This window comes from Eubacterium sp. BIOML-A2 (assembly GCF_009680135.1).
Classification (GTDB): Bacteria; Bacillota; Clostridia; order Lachnospirales; family Lachnospiraceae; genus Faecalicatena; species Faecalicatena contortus_B.
Genome location: NZ_WKZK01000045.1, coordinates 24,320 through 41,763 on the forward strand (window position 1 = coordinate 24,320; position 17,444 = coordinate 41,763).

10 protein-coding genes are annotated in these 17,444 nt (G+C 47.3%); 3 read left to right on the top strand and 7 right to left on the bottom strand.

Annotated features, from left to right (window positions below):
• Nucleotides 1–9: 9 nt before the first annotated feature.
• From GKG43_RS15395 to GKG43_RS15415, 5 genes are all read right to left on the bottom strand, one after another.
• On the bottom strand, nt 10–5,853 hold the full coding sequence (locus tag GKG43_RS15395; protein WP_167702482.1) for a LamG-like jellyroll fold domain-containing protein: 5,844 nt from the start codon (nt 5,851–5,853) through the stop codon (nt 10–12).
• 79 nt (nt 5,854–5,932) lie between these two features.
• Nucleotides 5,933–8,059: an alpha-galactosidase gene (locus GKG43_RS15400; RefSeq protein WP_055151371.1), complete on the bottom strand. Its 2,127-nt coding sequence runs from the start codon at nt 8,057–8,059 to the stop codon at nt 5,933–5,935.
• A 34-nt stretch (nt 8,060–8,093) separates the two neighbouring features.
• Nucleotides 8,094–8,924: a carbohydrate ABC transporter permease gene (locus tag GKG43_RS15405; RefSeq protein ID WP_025655876.1), complete on the bottom strand. Its 831-nt coding sequence runs from the start codon at nt 8,922–8,924 to the stop codon at nt 8,094–8,096.
• Complete coding sequence (locus tag GKG43_RS15410; RefSeq protein WP_055151374.1) at nt 8,917–9,792, bottom strand: sugar ABC transporter permease; 876 nt, start codon at nt 9,790–9,792, stop codon at nt 8,917–8,919. Before GKG43_RS15410 ends, GKG43_RS15405 begins: the two co-directional genes overlap by 8 nt.
• Nucleotides 9,793–10,085: 293 nt before the next feature.
• Nucleotides 10,086–11,390 (bottom strand): ABC transporter substrate-binding protein, encoded by a 1,305-nt coding sequence (locus GKG43_RS15415; RefSeq protein ID WP_055151377.1) that lies wholly within the window; start codon nt 11,388–11,390, stop codon nt 10,086–10,088.
• A gap of 195 nt (nt 11,391–11,585) precedes the next feature.
• Here GKG43_RS15415 and GKG43_RS15420 point away from each other — a divergent pair, with 195 nt between their 5' ends.
• The 3 genes from GKG43_RS15420 (at nt 11,586) to GKG43_RS15430 (ending at nt 14,946) form a co-directional block, all read left to right on the top strand.
• The gene (locus tag GKG43_RS15420; protein ID WP_055151380.1) at nt 11,586–13,412 is read left to right on the top strand and encodes a sensor histidine kinase; all 1,827 of its coding nucleotides are present in this window, start codon (nt 11,586–11,588) and stop codon (nt 13,410–13,412) included.
• Nucleotides 13,390–14,094, top strand: coding sequence for a response regulator (locus tag GKG43_RS15425; RefSeq protein ID WP_202976924.1), 705 nt, complete (start codon nt 13,390–13,392; stop codon nt 14,092–14,094). Before GKG43_RS15420 ends, GKG43_RS15425 begins: the two co-directional genes overlap by 23 nt.
• 144 nt (nt 14,095–14,238) lie before the next feature.
• Complete coding sequence (locus GKG43_RS15430; protein ID WP_129879316.1) at nt 14,239–14,946, top strand: AraC family transcriptional regulator; 708 nt, start codon at nt 14,239–14,241, stop codon at nt 14,944–14,946.
• A gap of 120 nt (nt 14,947–15,066) precedes the next feature.
• Here the strand turns inward: GKG43_RS15430 and GKG43_RS15435 are convergent, their stop codons facing one another.
• Together GKG43_RS15435 and GKG43_RS15440 are read right to left on the bottom strand one after the other, a co-directional pair.
• Complete coding sequence (locus GKG43_RS15435; protein WP_050640692.1) at nt 15,067–15,828, bottom strand: creatininase family protein; 762 nt, start codon at nt 15,826–15,828, stop codon at nt 15,067–15,069.
• 130 nt (nt 15,829–15,958) lie between these two features.
• Entirely contained in the window at nt 15,959–17,305 is a 1,347-nt protein-coding gene (locus GKG43_RS15440; RefSeq protein ID WP_243125862.1) for a cytosine permease, read from the bottom strand.
• Nucleotides 17,306–17,444: the final 139 nt, after the last annotated feature.

Sequence of the window (17,444 nt, forward strand, 5' to 3'; positions counted from 1 at the left end):
GCCTTCAAGTTACTGCCTTTTATATTTTTTTCTTACTACGATCACTATTCCGGCTCCTGCGCATGCAAGTAAAATTCCCCACAATGCGATCATATTCCCGCTCTCATCCCCAGTCTTTACTGTCTTCGCGGATGTTCCGCCGGAATTTCCGTTTCCTCCGGAAGGCTTATTCGAATTGGAACCGCCCTGGTTCGGCTTGTCTCCAGGCTCTTTTCCCGGATCTGTGCCCTCCTTCACTAATCCATCGACCGCTTTCTGCAGCTCAGCAACAGCCTGGTTCAGCTCATCGTCTGTCTTCACTTTTCCAAGTGCATCCTCTGCCGCTTTAATTGCATCCTGCAGTGCATTGTAACTTTCCTGCGTATAACCGTCACTCTTGATTGCCTTTGCTTTCTCAATCAGGTCTGATAATATGGATGTATCAAATCCGGGCTGATCAGGATTTGGTTTATCCGGATCTGGCTGGTCCGGATCTGGTTTGTCCGGGTCTGGCTGGTCTGGATCCGGTTTGTCCGGGTCCGGATCGTCTGGGTTTGGTTTGTCCGGGTCCGGATCTACGGGCTGGGCATGCAGATTATACAGCTCTTTTACCTGATCCCCATTTAATACAGTGTTATATACGTTGACTTCATCCAGTATTCCTTTCAGATTCAGAACCGGTTCTCCTCCTGCATTATTCCGCATTGCACCAAACCATGTGGTATAAGGTGTCAGGGCATTTGAAATGCCTTCCTGGGTCTGTTCGGCAACGGCTTCACCGTTTAAATAAAGTGTAACAGTATCGCCATTTTGTGACAGAGCAAACTGCTGCCATTTTCCGGCTTCTACTACACTCTGCCCGCTCTCCAGCAGCATCACGATCTCTCCGTCTGCTTCGTGTCCCGGGTAAGCGCCTTTTCCGTTATTCATGCTGAATTTCAACTGACCATCTTCAATATACAGTTTCCATTTCCAACTGTCATAGGAATCCCGCTCTCGGCCCACTATGACCTGTGAACCATCCGTATTTTCAACATTGATCCAGCCGTTAAGCGTATATTCTCCGTTCCCTTTCAGAATATCGCCCAAGTCCAGATAAGAAGTCGCTCCGTCCAGTAAAAGTCCCTGTCCCTCAATACCTTCTGTCCGTGCAACTGCCCCCTGGATCGTTCCTTCTATGCCGCCTTTACTGTTTTGGGCCGTATTGCCTTCTTCCTCTTCGAATTTATACTCTCCAAGGTATCCGAATACAACCTTCAGAACATTCTCTTCGGTCATTTCATTTCCAACCAGGTCTTTCACGTGGTTTACGGATATATTGATCTCTTTAAACGCTTCCAGCGTTCCTTCTATCGTCAGAACGACGGATTTGCCGTCTGTTCCCTGCTCCGCCTTAATAACGGATCCGTTTTCTACTGTGTAGTTCTGGATATTTTCTGTGGTTTCTTTTTCTGTAAATTCGTTAAATGTAACTTGAATCTGGTTCTTAGAAACTGCTTTTGCTGATACAGCCTGCGGTGCGGTCTCATCAGCCATTGTGCTTACCCTGACTGCCGCGCCCTTACCTGCCACAGAATTATGGACTGCCATGATACTATATTCATATTCCTGCTCTGCCGCGAGTGTGGTATCCACATACTCATTCGTAAAGGTCTTATCCAGATATTCCCCGTTTCGGTAGATATGATATTCCTTTACATTTCGTCCTTCCATCTGTACCGGATCCCAGGTTAGTGACGCATGATCCGATGCAGCTTCCTTTACCGATGCATGATCCGGTGCCGGAATTTCAACGGTCTTAGCCGCGTCTTCCGGGATATTTTCAGGATCATATACCGTGAGCCATGTATAAGTATTCGGCTCTAATGTCAGCTCGACTTCGATATTTCCGTTGCTGTCGATGGTATACTTCTTTCCATTCATATCCCCTATGCATACATAAGCCTCGTTCTCTGTAGGAACAGCATTCACTTCCGGAATCTCCGGTACTTCAGGCATCTTGACCAATTCCGCAAAAACACCGCTTGCACGGTAATGGGAACCTTCCACCGGCGCCGGAGGGGATGCAAGGCCTGTCAGTCCGGTATAATACAGCGGAATTTTTACGGTCTGGGTCACGGTCTCCGTTGTCTGGTTGAAGAAGGCCGCCAGCCCTTTCTGCACTCCGTCACTGTCCACATGGATGATGCCGTCTATTGCATCTGTAGTCAGGCTGGTATCGCTAGTAGCAAGCGGAGGTGCGATGTGAACAACGCTTTCCCCAAGGATGTCCTTATACTTATTATATAATTCTCCCCAGGTCTCGATTACATTCTGTGAAACTTCTCCCTGATACAGTCCGTTCCCTCCACGGTAGGAACCTGTAATACCATACATCATATTCATGCCGATCATAAAATCATAGGCCATAATTTTCTCATCATACGGCCAGAAGGAAGAATCCGAACCGCCCTGATATGGTGACAGAGGCACCAGAGTCCAGCCCATCGCCGGAATTTTCTCAAATGTACCGTAATAAGCCATTTCCCTGCCGTAAATCAGCTGCCTCCATGGCGTTACGTTAAACCCTGGCTCCTGATAGCCCATAACCGCCATGCTGGCTCCGACCGTAAAGTTCCAGTCAGGAGAATTGATATATACATTTCTAGCCCTTAATTCTCTGTAAAAATCATGTACTGCGTATTCCCACTGCTTTGTCTGGGAATCTTCCACGCCCTCATGTCCGCTGTGGTTTGTGGCCGTACAGATTGCCCCCGGATAGATTCCGTCAACCTCCAGGCAGTCCAGCCCTGTCTGGTCGATGAATTCCAGCGTGCTCTCCAGCGTTTCATGGGCATCCGTTCCGCACATGCAGCGCATGGTTCCCCAGCATCCGCTGAAGCTTTCACTGCCGCCGCGCGCCGCCTGCATCACATACGCACCAAGCAGCATTCCTTTCTCATGGGCATAATCGCAGAGCGCTTTATATTTTGCAATATTGGATGCAGAGGTATCTTCCACATTGACCCCTGAGCCAAAGGAAAGCAGTACCATATTGAATCCTGCATTGTGCGCCTGGTCAATTCCCTTCTTGACCGTTGCATCGTCGGAGCTGATAATATGGTAAATTAATGGGGCATCCGCCGTCTGTGGAAACAGCACCCGGTACATTTTCTTTACTTCCATCATCTGCCACTCATAATAACTGTTCGAGTAGAACATCTGGTACACTTTATAGGAATCGAAAGTCTCATCTTTGGCAAGGCGGTAATTCGGCCCGATATTCCCGGTATCATATCCCATGCCTGCGGCGATCGTATTATCACCCGCGGGAGCCGCATAACGGCTGATGATTTTTCCATTCGTACCATCTACATCTTCCCATTGCTTGTAGCGCTCTTTCCCATTATTCCGGTCATGGTTTTCATTGCCGGAGTTCATGGTTCCCTCTACATACAGAGCATCTTTCAGAGTGACAGGTACGGGAAGTATTTCCACTTCCATTTTATCAACGATTACGTCGTTCTTTCCTTCATTGGTTACATGTATGGACTTGGAGATGGAAGGAATGCCGTCGTAGATCTCATATCTCACCTGGACTTTCACATCTGCAAAATCCTTGTCAATTCCTTTTGGAGCTTTGTAGTTTACAACCAGCGCTTTGCCTGCCGCCGGCCACTGTGTATCCTTCATGGATTCCGGAGAAATTCTTTCGTCCCATTCCCAGTGGAATGGCTCTTCTGTTTTCTCTTCAATCTCATAATCAACAAACTGGAAGGAAGAAACATCCTGATTCTCACCGCCAATGTAGAATAACTGATCGCCCTGCGTCGAATTATCCGCATATTCTTTATTTAATGTAATGCTCGCATCTGCCTGCAGATCCTCCGTATTCAGCAGTTCCAGTCCAGTGTACAGATTCTTATAGCTAATTGTCTGGAAATTTTTCCCGATGTCAAATACTCTTTCCACCAGCCCGTTAGAAAGAATCAATTTCCCTTCTTTTTTCTCTATGGAAGAAGGAACATCGACATCACCGGAAGCCCAGTAGTTTAAATCACTATTTTCCGAATCACCAGCCAGGTCAGTTGAGACAGAAAAGGTCCACTCTTTTTCCTGATTCACGGTTCCCTGCGCATTCACCGCTGCGCCTGCCGGTATATGATAGGTATAATTCATACCGCTTTTCAGCTTTTCAGTCGGATAGACTACCAGCGTTTCTGTGCCTTCCACGGATTCATTGCGGTCTTCCGCCACTGCTTCTGCAGGAACCGGCTTTTGATCCTTGTCCAGAATCTGCGGCTTTTCACTGCCCAGTGCAATACTCATATTATATTCGATGCTGAGTTTTCCTTCTACACTCAGCAGACTGCCTTCTGCCGGAGAGATACTGACTACTTCCGGCGGAATACTGTCTTTGATTCCTTCCGTACTCTTTTTAATCTGCTCTGCGGTCAGCGCTTTGTCATAAATGCGTACATCATCCATTCTTCCTTTAAAGGCATGTCCATTAAACAGACCTGTACCGTCTTTATTGTATCCGCAGCCAATCAGCATGGAAAGAGGATTGGTGTCCAGGTCCATTTCCGCAAAGGTTTCCTGTGCAATCAATTCTCCGTTATAATACAGGCTGTAAACTTTTCCGTCACAGGTCAGGGCAAGATGATTCCAGTTGTTAAACTCATAGGATCCCGCCCCCGCTTCCATCCAGCCGTTGTTTACATCATCCCTGATTTCTGCCTCAATATTTCCGTTATTCCTTACACAAAAATAAAATGCATCTCTCGGCACCGTTGTTTTATCCCTGCCGAATATTTTATTCAGGGAATTGGCGGATGAATTATCAATATTCGTCCAGGCCTCGAACGTATACTGCGTATGTATTGGCGGCCTTCCGATATCAACATAGGTGGTGGCTCCGTCAAACTCAATGGACTTATCGTAAATACCAAAATCGTCCACCCGGTAATTTCCGTAGATGGGATATTCTTTCTGATCCGCATGATTGACGATCACCTTCTGGCCTTCCAGCTCTCCGGTTCCGTCTTTGACTTCATCCATGGTAAATTCATAAAGCGCGTCCGGCAGTTCAATGTCCTCTCCGCCGCCTTCTCCGCCGCCACCGCCATTATCAATATCGGCCAGCGTTTGAATCTCCTCCTCCGACAAAGCACGGGAATAGAGTTTTACATCATCCATTCCCCCCTGGAACAAATGGTCAGAAAATACTGCCGATGCATCCGTATTCCAGCAGGAACCTAATAAGAGATCCAAATCCCATTTCTCTGTCGGCCCCGCACATGTTTCCTCTTTTACAACGGCTCCATTCAGATAGAGTCTCTGTGTTGTGCCGTCATTCGTGACTGCTACGTGCTGCCACTCATCCATAGTTACTGTTCCGGGATCTGATGCGGACCATTCCGGGCACTGTGCTTCCAAAGCCCCGTTCTGCCGCATATAAAGTGAAAGTTCCTTTTCTCCGGTAACCGCGGTTCTCCCTCTTCCGAAGATCCGCATCATACCGCTATGTGCAGAGTCCGGTTTTACCCAGGCGGCTATAGTAAGAGCATTCTCTGTAACCTGGTAATCCTTCCCCAGGTTTACATAATTTGTTCTGCCGTCCATCAGCAGCGCTTTGCCATGTCCGTCTTTTCCGTCTGTCAGTGCAGGATTATCTCCCAAAACCGCATAAGCCTTGCCATCTGCCTTATTCAGTATCGAATTTCCTTCCAGTGAATCCATATCAAAATCAATCAGTAATCCATCGTTTACCAGCGCCGCCGGTTCCACCGCTTCTTCTGTCCCCAGCGGGGCAGCCGCCGTATTAAACGACGAGAACAGCAGTGCAGCCGAAAGCAGCACGGGCAGCGTGCGTTTTATTTTCTTTGATTTCACCTTAATCTCCTTTTCCTTCCTCATAATTCTGGTAGATCGTCTCATAATTAGTGCAATTGTCTAACAGCAGCCATTTTCCTTAACCTCTTTCCAAATAGACCGCCCCGGCCTCCCAGGAGTCCTGCGGCCAGATCTTTAATTCCTCCTTTCCAAGTTCTAATCTGCATTTTCTGCCAAAAGCGTCTGTTATTTTCCACTTTCCTTCCGGCAGAATCCCCCCGATGCTGGTCGGAGGATTCGAAAAAGCATGATATATCACTAATACTTTTCCTTCCATTTCCCGAAATAAAATCTGTGCGCCTTCCAAATGGTGCTGATTGTTCCTGCCGGTCCGCACAAGCCTGCTTCTTCCCTTCTTGATGATTTCCCGAGCCTTCCCGTAGAAACGCATGGCGTCCTTCACTTCCTGCCATTGTTCCGCGTTTAAATCCTGCACGGGCCCCGACAGGCAGAAGCGCCCCAGCATTCCGGAAATCAGGCGGTACTGGATTTCCTGCAGCTCAAGTTCAGGAGAGATCACCGCCCAGACCTGGCACTGCCTGGGCAGCACCAGCTGATGAAGGTTTGCCGCTATATACGGAATCTCCCGGCACTCATGCGCATCGGAAAAGGAACTCATGGCGGTAAGTTTTACTAAGGAGGGTTCCAGCCGGTGTCCTCCCGACGCACAGTTTTCAATAACCAGCTCCGGATATTCCCTGCGGAGCATACCGAAGAATCGGTGAACCGCCTGCATCTGCTGCCGCAGCCCTTCACCCGGGCTTTCCGCACCGTCGCACCCGTATCCGATGGAGCCGTTGTAGTCCACCTTTAGATATTGGATCCCGTTCTCCCTCAGAAAATCCAGCACCCTTTCTTTCAGATACTGCGTAACTTCCGTCTGCCTGAAGTCCCAGAAGCGCCTGATTCCCCCTGTCTGTATCACCTCCCCATTCCGGTATAAATGCATAGAATCATATGTGCCGCTGTGCACATTTGCCCCCTTTGTCGTCACCTCGAACTCCATCCAGATCCCTGTTCGAAGTCCTGCGTCCTTAAGGCACCGTGAAAGATACTTAAGGCCATGCGGAAATTTATCCTGATCAGGTTCCCATTCCCCGTTTCCGCCCTGAGGGTCCCCGTCTTCGCACTCTTTTTTGCTCCACCCGGCATCAATCACCAGATACTTTGCCGGCGTTTCTTTTAATTTTTCTGCCAAAATGAGTATTTCCTCTTCGGTAGGTTTCCCCCAGGTTGTACACCATTCATTAAAAAGAATCGGAAGTTCCTTTTCACAATCCGGCTGCAGATCCGCATATTTATGAAACATGTCCGTGATATTCTGGCACACGTCCCACAGTCCGCAGGAGCTTACGCTTATATATGCCTTTGGGGCCAGAAAGCTCCCGCCTGGAGATATTTTTTTCCACCAGCCGCCGAACTCACAGTCCGCCACGCCTCCGGATAAGGAATAGCAGTCTCCGTCCCTTGAAAATTCCATCTGCCAGGAGGAGGCCGCTTCCATCTGAACCGCCCAGAATACCCCCGCATCCCGGTCTTCCACGCATCCGAACGGGAACCAGCGCTTTACCGTATGGGCCCCCAGGCAGCCATAACGTTCACTCTCTGGAAATGCCCGGAACCAGGTGCCTTCCAGGTTCAGTTCTTCCACTGTATCCGCCTGGTGCTTTCCCTCCAGGCTCCAGCCGCCTCTGAATCGGTGCAGCCTCAGCTGATACGGCGCATCATCTGGTTGAAAAGGACTCAGATTATCCAAAGAAAAGCTGGTCATCATATCTAACGTAAAGGGTCTTTCCGAATGGTTTTGAAACTCATTTTCCACTTCAATGCCGCTTTCCCCCTCGGTATATGTCACCGTATGCCTGACGCAGTACCCCTCTTCGGCCTCTAATAAGGTAATAATGCGGACCACATTTCCTTCTTTCGTTTTTTCCTGGCTCTTATACCGCAGCTTCTCTGTACTCTCTCCATATTTCAGTGTACAGCCCGCACCGTTTCCCTGGGCATGATGGCGCAGAGACAGATGGCAGAGCGCCCCTATATCCCATGCATTGCAGATGTTATTCCGCATTCTCATTTCGGTTCTTCTCTTTTCAAAGCAGGAATCCATCCCCTCTGGCAGCAGCACCATGGAAATATGGCCTGTCAAATCCTCCCGGATATAACGCAAGGTTATACCGCCTAATATATAATCCCACTGTTTCATAGTCTTCTCCCCGCATTTTTATTTTGGGGCTTGCTTACCCCTTAACCGCGCCGGCCGTTCCGCTGACAATGTACTTCTGTCCGCAGATATAGATGATTAAGATCGGCGCGATTGTCAGGATAATGTCCGCAAATACCATATTCCAGTCATTGAAATGCTCGCCAAAGAAATTATAGATTGAGTTTGTCATTCCCAGTTTTTTATTATCACTGAGGAGATACAGCGGTGTGACAAAGTCATTCCATGCACCCAGAAAATTCAGAACGATCCCCGTTATGGTTGCCGGCTTCAGCAGCGGAAAGATGACCTTGAAAAATAACTGAAACGGGGTACATCCATCTATGACAGCCGCTTCATCCAGTTCCCGGGGGATATTATCGAAAAATCCATAGTACAGGAACACCAGGAATGGAATTCCCAGGGTCGCAAATTCCAGGATAATCCCCAGATATGTATTCTGCAGATGCAGAAACTTTAAGGTGAACAGTGTGGTAACATAATTCACGGGTGCGATCAGCCCCATAAAGAAGTACAGATAAACCCTGTTATGCGCCTTTGAACGCCGTCGGCTCAAGGCATAGGCCGCCATAGAAGAGACCAGAACAGCGATCACCGTAGACACACCTGCCATCAGCATGCTGTTGCCAAAAGCCCGCACCAGGGATCCTGCTTTGATTACCTCGAGGTAGTTCCCCCACTGGAAAACTTCTGGCAGACTGAAACTCAGCATCCTGGACTCTTCCACTGTTTTCAGGGAATTCACCACAATAAAATAGATCGGCACAAGTATGATGCAGCTGCTGGCGGCAATAAACAGAAACTTCAGTAATTTTCTCAGGTTTTTATATGTTTTGTTTTTATTCATTTTTCCCCTTTCCGCTCAGCGCTCTCTGGAGCCCTACCGCTATGATGACTGTCATCAGGAATATGACGACATTCAGCGCATTCGCCATTCCATAACGGCCCATGCCGAATTCTTTGAATACCTGCGTGTTAATGACCTCCGTCAGGCCGCCCGGTCCTCCGCCTGTCAATGAGTAGATGATGTCAAATACCCGCAGGCCGTGGATTGTATTTAATACGGTCACTGTCATCAATGACGGACGCAGAAACGGCAGCGTGATCTTTGTAAACTTTTTCCATGCCCCGGCGCCGTCTATGGATGCTGCCTCGTAATACTCTTCCGGTATCATCTGCAGGCCCGCCAGGAGAATCATCATATTCCAGCCTGCCATCCGCCACACCTCTACCATCATCGTGGAGCCCATGGCAGTGGCGCTCTCCGTCAGCCAGGAATGCGTCAGCCCAGACATCCCCAGGGATTCCAGAATAATGTTCAGCGGTCCGTTGGGCTTGAGAACTGATACAAATGTAATACCTATAATCAGCGGAGCCAGCGCATAGGGCAGAAAGAATATCGTCCGAAACAGATTCCGGCTCTTCAGGCCCTTGTTCAGCAAAAGCGCCAGGCCTAAGCCCAAAAGTGTTTTTAAAATGACGGTAACTACCGTAAACTCAAACGTGTGTCCTATGCTTGCCAGATAATTCCCGCCCTTTGATGTAAAGATGTCCACAAAATTCTGCAGACCGATAAACTGTATATCCGGACGTGTTACATTCCAGTCTGTCATTGAGATTACCATTCCTGCAATGGTTGGGATAATATACAAAACTGTATATAAAATAAATGCAGGCAGTATGAACCTCATCCCATATAATTTTTTCTTATACATATTTCGCCTCTAACTTTTTAAGTATTTTTTGTATAACAAAGTGGGCAAGCCCACCTCAACGCCCCACCCTCTCACTCATGAGGGGCTTGCACACTTTGGTGCCGCCGCGATGCCGCTTTGCGGCTATATATCTTATCGCGGCGTGTGCATCCTCCCGGAGGAATTCCTATGTCATAAAAAAGGAGAATGGCCGACAAAAGCCATTCTCCCAGCCATACATTGTTCTGCAGCTTTGCTGCAGAACCGCCCGAAGGGCATGCGTTACGGGGTGCCCTTTGGGTATAACTTATTCCCTATTTGCCAAAACTCGGCTGTCTGAGGTCATCAATCCCTTTGAGTACATCCTCTGCACTGGAGTTGCCCAGGAACATGCCCTGCATTAAGTTTCCAACCTGTGCGTTGTCCCAGTATAAAACACCGTCTTCCGCCGTAAATCCTGTGCCTGATGCATTGTTTATAACGTCTTCGTATGCCGCCGGCACATTACCCGGGATATCGGTGAAGGAACATGGTCCAAGGTCTTTTCGTGCATCATAATATGCGGTCAGGTTCTCCGGCTGTGATAAGAATTCGAAATAGTCCATAACAGCGTCCGCTACTTTTGTATCCTTATTTACACAACGTCCAATTCCGCCTGCGGATACGCCGAATTCTTTGTTGTCATTCAACGGAATCGGGAACATGCCCCAGGTATCCTGTGTCATTTCCGGATTCACTGCCTCGACCTCTGCCGGGAATGTGGTGTATACAACGCCCATTGCATAGTCGCCGGATGCCATCTTGGCTACCATGTCTTCCCAGGTGTTTGCCATAAAGTCTTTGCCGAAGTATCCGGCTTTTTCCAGTTCAACCATCTGATCCAGTGATTTTGCCAGTCCTTCTTTTCCTGCAAAGACTTCACTGTTATCATTCAGGCCTGCATAAAATCCTTCGTTCTCTGCCTCTTCCTGGGTTGTCATTCCGCCCAGCCAGGTTCCCAGATGCCACTGTGCTGCGCCCGGCTCATAAATTGGAGTTTTGCCTGCTGCCAGGACTTTGTCGCATGCCGCTTTAAAGCTCTCATAGTCTTTTGGAACTTCTGTAATGCCGGCTTCTTTAAAAATGTCCTTGTTATACAGGATTCCCCAGCCGTCTACGCTCCATGTCTGGAACTGTACTATTTTTCCGTCGTTCGATACGCCTTCCTTTGCCCAGTCGGTGTAACGGGACGCCCATTCCTGATCCGACATATCCATCATGTATTTCTCCGGCTGGTATTTGTTGATCGTTACTCCGGAACGTATGTAAAAGATATCCGCGCCTTCCCCTACCGATAATTTGGAGTTCAGTACATTCTCATACTGATCGTCCGGGCTGACCTGCCACTCAATCGTATTGCCTGATTCCTCCTCATACTTTGCCGCCAGTTCTTTATCAATGTCCTTTACCCATCCTGCGGACGCCGCGATTGTGATTGTTGATCCGCCTTTTGATGCCGTGGCGTCTTCTTTCTTGTCCGATGTATCAGAACCCGAATTCCCACATCCTGCCGCAAGCGTCATCATCATTGCCGCGGTGGCCGCCATAGCTGTCATTTTTACTAACTTTTTGTTTCTCATATCCTTCCTCCTTTTTCCTGTAAACCTTATAATGCTATTATATCGTCTTTCTCAAATAAAGCTTTAGAAAAAATCTACCTGATGTTGTGCACATTTTGTACCAGCTTTCCGGCTCTATTGATTTTTCTCATTAGTTCCTCTATAATTTTTATAAGTAATATTTGAGTACTCTAATTGTGAAACGAGGTGCAATAAATGAAATCTCTACACTCTAAACTTTTTTTTAGATACGCTGCATTGATTTTCCCAATTATTGTGATTTTTATGGTTATTCTTTATATTATTTTGGGCAACACACTCCAAAAGAATGCAACCAGCGAGCTCCAGGCCGACTGTGATAATATCTCCACACTCCTGGATGCACAGATGGAGCAGATTGATGAGCTTTCCAAACGTATTGTCAGCTCTGATCCACTCCACTCCTATCTTGTCCGGGATCTATATTCCCATGATATCGATTCCTATAATAATAAGCTGGCATTTTCCACCACGCTTTTTGATATTATTAAGCTTTCTTTCAACCATATGAGCCTCAACATTGCAGACATCGAAGGACATTATATCTATGTAGGCAATAACAGTATTTTTTCCATCCGGGATCCGGAAAGTTTTCACGAGATCTCCTGGTTTAACCCAACCCTTTTAGCTTATGGCAAGAAAAAGATCCTACCGCCTCATATTCCCGAGCTTAACAGCTCCGAGACCCCGGTCGTATCTCTCTGCCGCGCTTTTTCCCCGGATGATACCATGAATCAGACTGCAGTTCTGGAATTGCAGCTGGAGTATTCTTATTTAGATAAAAAGATAAAGAACGCGCTTCACAACCAAAAGGAAATCAAACATATATACGTTTATGACAGCGGTGGGACACTGGTATATCCTTATGAGGCCAGACCCCCTCAGAACCTGAAAAAACGTATGCTGGAGCTCGCAAGGTCACCGGAGTCCGCCCCCCAGTCCACGATTTACCAAACCCGGGATAACGCTTCCACCCTGTTCGCGTGCCATGCTTCCGACTTTACGAACTGGACCGTGTTTGTCACTGCAGAAGAATCAAAGATTTTCGCTTCATTCTATCAATTCCGGACGCTTTTGATTACTGCATCCTTCCTATTATTAATCCTGCTCCTGTTTATCACCTGGCAGATTGCCAATAAGATGACCATCCCGCTGAAGAAGCTGGAGCAAACGGCGCATGCTCTTACCTTTGACAACTTAAGCTCATACGAACTGCCGGATTATAAAAGTACCTTCAAGGAACTGGATTCTCTGTACCGCTCCTTTGAACAGATGCAGCAGAATCTGCAGGACTCGCTGCAGGATGCCATTTCTGCCCATACCATGGCTGCCGACGCCAAGATGCTGGCACTGCAGTCACAGATGAATCCGCATTTTCTATATAATACTCTGGCTTCTATCAGTATTCTGGCCGAAGATGGGGAAAATGAGCAGGCGGTTAAAATGTGTGATTCACTGTCTGTTCTTCTGCGCTATATGTCATCCAACTCTTCAATGGACGTGGCGCTCTGGCAGGAGCTGGAACATCTTCGTTCCTATATATATTTGATCAAGGTAAAATATGGTGAAAGAATCCAGTTTCATATCAATATGGATGATTCCCTTTCACCAATCAAGGTTCCCCGGCTGCTCATTCAGCCGCTGGTTGAAAATTGTATCAAATACGCACTGAATGTGGATCCTCCCTGGGTGATACATATAACCGGATATATTAAGGACTCCTGCTGGGTCATACAGGTTAAGGACAACGGTTCCGGTTTTCCGCCCGATTTTCTGGATTCTTTTCATAAGAAGGTTTTGGAAATCGACTGGAAGAAGCCGCTTCCCGAGCTTTCCATAAATGGCATGGGGATTTTGAACCTTTATATGAGGCTCTTTTTAAAATATAAGCAGGACCTCATTTTCAGTTTAGATAACCTTCCCGGAAACGGGGCGTGTGTTACCATCGGCGGTCCCCTGACACAAAACATAGGAGATAAGAATGATGAAAAATTATCCGATTAAGGTTTTAGTCGTAGAGGATGAAAACCTTCTTTTAAAAAACATCCAGAAGAAAATATCCGCAGTATCCCCCGATTTTCAGATTATTGGGGAGGCTTATAATGGAAAAGAAGCGCTGGAAATCATCCGGGACAATCCCCCCGATATTGTTTTTACAGACATCAGGATGCCCATTATGGACGGCCTGGAACTGGCCCGGATTCTGTATGAAGATTATCCCGATATTTCAACGGTTATCGTCAGTGGTTACGATGATTTTGAGTATGCCCGCACAGTGCTGACCTATCGCGTAAAGGATTATCTTTTAAAACCGCTGCAGCCGGAGCAGCTGAAAAATATTTTGTTTTCACTCAGGGATGCTATTATGGGAAAAAAGAAGGCGGATATATACCGCACCTTGCGGCACCAGCTGAACGCCGAAGAATTCCCGCCCGAATTGGTTAAGTTAAGCAGGACACTCGGTCAGACTTCTTTTTCCTTATTTTTAGTCTGCCTGGATAATCTCTATCTGCGCAGCCAGAAACACAAACACTTTTCTGAATCCGCCATCTGTTCCGGTATGCCGGATTCACTGCCCCGTTTTTCCTGGGATTCGCTGGTCAATGATGCGGAATTTTCATGCTCGGGATACTGGATATTTCCATTTGAAAACAAGAATATATTCTTACTGGTTACGGCGGAGTAATCCGGGCCTCCGGAATGCACTGCACCGCTGATTTTCCAATATATACAGCAATCCCTGCATACGTCCACCGTTAATCTTGTCTATGACAGGAATTACGTAACATTCCCGCTGCTGAATCAGTCTCTCCAGTCATTGAGAAACCGTATGCTCTCTTCCCTTGTAATTGGAAAGTCTTCCTTAATAGCTTTGCCGGCAGAGGATCCTATCCTTCCCCCCGCAATTCTTTCAAAGGTTTCTGTCAGCTACATGCATACCATGATTTCATCCAATAACACTGCCGGTTTCAAAACCGCACTGATGCAGTTGTTTGAAGAATGGAAGGAGCATCCCTATCCCCAGACCTGGGTGGAAAAGGTACTGATGCAGTTATTAAACATGCTGCAGCAGGACTTATATATCTCGGATCACGACTATGAAAAGATGTACCTGCATGTCTTTGATATATTGGAAACACAAAATGATCTGCTTGCTTCCGGTGAAATGATCGCTTCAGAACTTGCACACTGGATCGCCTTAACCTCAGCGATTCCTACTGATATAGAGGTTACGATAGAGGAACTTGATGCATATATCCGCCTCCATTACCGGGAAAATCTGAATCTAACTGATCTGGCTGATAAATATCATTTTAACCACTCCTATCTGACCAGAATATTTAAAAAGCAAAAGGGGCAGTCCCCTTTGAAATTAATCAATTCGCTGAGAATCGAGGATGCAAAAGAACTTTTGTTGAACCCCGAGCTCTCCATCCGGGAAATCAGTGAAATGCTCGGGTTCTCTGATCAGCATTATTTCAGCAGAAGCTTTAAAAATTCTACCGGTCTGTCCCCGAACGAATACCGGAACATGTAGCAGTGTAAACAGTCCCTGCTATCATTTTTCAATTCGTAAGTTTCAGAAAGCCTTAGGAGTATAAAATAAGCACCGGAATGACTTGCATTCCAGTGCTTATTTTCATGCTGCTTCTTCGATCTAGTAAGTCCACCCGTTTTTATTCATTTCTTCAATCGCATCGGCCACAAGTCCAACAAGGATATCCAGCATCTGATTCCCTTTTTCGATGCTTGCCTTGGTCGGATCTCCCGTAGCTCCGGTCTCTGTGATCTCTTTAATATCCCAGATGATGCCCGTTGTCTCGTTGATCTCGATCACCTTCTCCGGTACCTGGCTCTTGGCATGCTCCAGGTTCACCAGTTCAGGACGTACAGCCATCATGATGGATGTCTCGCCCTCTCCGCCGTGGCCCAGGCCGTTCCATACTTCGAAGCGGTCTCCCATGATCGGGCCTACCTTGGTCCACCAGTCAGGCAGATAGAGGAATTTGGCGTCTTTATGGCGGTTCTTTACGTTATGCGCCGCAATCTCAAGCGCCGGTATATTTCCGTCATGCCCGTTCAGGATATAGATATGTTTGATTCCGTTGTTGATCAAACTCTCAAATATGTCCTCTGCGATTGCGATTTCTGTATCATAACGAAGGGTGACTGACATTGGATACTGGTTGTAATGGATGGATGTTCCAAATGGAACGCATGGAACTACAATGACATTATCCAGCTTTTCCGCCACTCTTTTTGCCACCTCTGTGGGGACAAAATAATCCGGTCCCAGACAGCAGTGCCAGCCGTGGCTCTCGCAGGATCCGAAACAGGTGATCGCTGTTACCTGGTCTGCATTTTTCAGTAATTCCTGCACCTCCAGAGCGCTGAATTCATTTAAAAATACTTTTTTCATTGTAAAACCCCTTTCTTTTTTTGATCTGCTAATTCCATTATACCTTATTTTTTTCAGCTTGCTTAAAAAACCGCCCGCGGGGCATGCATTACGGGGCGCCCTTTGGGTATACCTTGCTTTTGCAGCAATACTACAAAGTCTCCATTAATTTCTCGTCTTCCTTCTTATCCGGTGTAAAACGATAGATGATATAGTATACAAACAGCGATACGATCATTGCAAACAGACCTGCCGGCAGGTTGTACGGCAATGTTGTAACGTACTGGAAGATATATCCCAGTGCAGCGCCCACGATAAAAGAAACGATTCCTGCCCAGCGCCATTTCGGCTGTTTATGGAGAAGTTTGTGGTCATACTTTTTATGCCCGATCAGATAGTAGTCAGCCAGGATCGGTGCACACAGCGGCGGAGTCATTGCTCCCAATGTATTAATGAAGTTCGCAAAGAATATCTGATAAAATCCGATTGCCCCTAATATGGTTCCAAGGATACCGCAGATCGCAACCAGCACTTTTCTGTTTGCCTTAATGCCAACAGCATCCAGGATCGGCCCTGTATAAAGGGAGTTACAGTACAGCTCGCTGTTATCAGTTGTCCACAGAGACGTGGTCCATGCGAATACACCGATAAATGCAAATACCACATTCAGTCCCATCATCCATGCCACATAGTTATACTGTCCTACGCTTACACTTCCGATATAACCTACAATGTTAAGCAGCGGATTGGTGAAAATAAAGCAGGATGCAGCACACAGCCACACCGCCTTAACGCTCTTGTTAAAACGGAACATATCCACGCCCATAACTGCGCCGGCAATCCAACTTCCTACAACCGCCGTGATACCAGTCCCAAGCCCCAGGCCTCCGAGATGGTTTGCTTTATCCATAAAACTTCCAAAGCCGCCGCCTTCTCTCATCATCCCCACGCCTACTACAATGGCAACTACCAGAATAATCGGACATGCAAATTTGGCAACTTTTTCGATTGCACTGATCCCTTTCACCGCACTGTATGTAAATACAACACCCCATACAACAACCGCAATCAGGACTTCCAGCGTAATATCCGGTACCGCTTGGTATCCCCATGCCGCCGGGCTGAATACAATAATGCCGGATGGATTGCCGATCAGGCCGCCCCAGATATCGGCTACCATACCTACGATACTGGAAAACCAGCCGAATGTCATAAGTGCCATCATTGCCATTGGTATGATAAATCCCTTGCTTCCATATGAGTATCTGGAAATTAACGCCAGATTGAGTCCCGTCCTCTGTGCCGCTACTCCCAGCAGGGAAGTCATTACGAATAATGCCCCCATCCCCAGGATTATCGCCAGAATTGCCTCCCCGGGGTTCAGTCCCGGAGCACCGCCGTAGCCTGCCAGCGTACCGCCGACAAACAGGCCTGTTGCCACATAGCCAAACCCTACCCATACCATGACCTGGCTGTAGGTAGAACGGCGTTTTTTCATAGGAACGGCTTCCAGCATGAATTCTTCGTCAACTGTTTCCTCCGGTGCTATGTTTTTTACTGTTACTATTCACAGTCGATTAGGGCATGACAAATAGAGCGGGTGTCATTTCCGCTTGATTTTTCATATTTGAATCGAC

Excerpts from the sequence above, each read along its gene's own strand:
- GKG43_RS15400 (WP_055151371.1), bottom strand. The coding sequence starts at position 8,059 with ATGAAACAGTGGGATTATATATTAGGCGGTATAACCTTGCGTTATATC.
- GKG43_RS15405 (WP_025655876.1), bottom strand. The coding sequence starts at position 8,924 with ATGAATAAAAACAAAACATATAAAAACCTGAGAAAATTACTGAAGTTT.
- GKG43_RS15410 (WP_055151374.1), bottom strand. The coding sequence starts at position 9,792 with ATGTATAAGAAAAAATTATATGGGATGAGGTTCATACTGCCTGCATTT.
- GKG43_RS15415 (WP_055151377.1), bottom strand. The coding sequence starts at position 11,390 with ATGAGAAACAAAAAGTTAGTAAAAATGACAGCTATGGCGGCCACCGCG.
- GKG43_RS15420 (WP_055151380.1), top strand. The coding sequence starts at position 11,586 with ATGAAATCTCTACACTCTAAACTTTTTTTTAGATACGCTGCATTGATT.
- GKG43_RS15425 (WP_202976924.1), top strand. The coding sequence starts at position 13,390 with ATGATGAAAAATTATCCGATTAAGGTTTTAGTCGTAGAGGATGAAAAC.
- GKG43_RS15430 (WP_129879316.1), top strand. The coding sequence starts at position 14,239 with ATGCTCTCTTCCCTTGTAATTGGAAAGTCTTCCTTAATAGCTTTGCCG.
- GKG43_RS15435 (WP_050640692.1), bottom strand. The coding sequence starts at position 15,828 with ATGAAAAAAGTATTTTTAAATGAATTCAGCGCTCTGGAGGTGCAGGAA.
- GKG43_RS15440 (WP_243125862.1), bottom strand. The coding sequence starts at position 17,305 with ATGAAAAAACGCCGTTCTACCTACAGCCAGGTCATGGTATGGGTAGGG.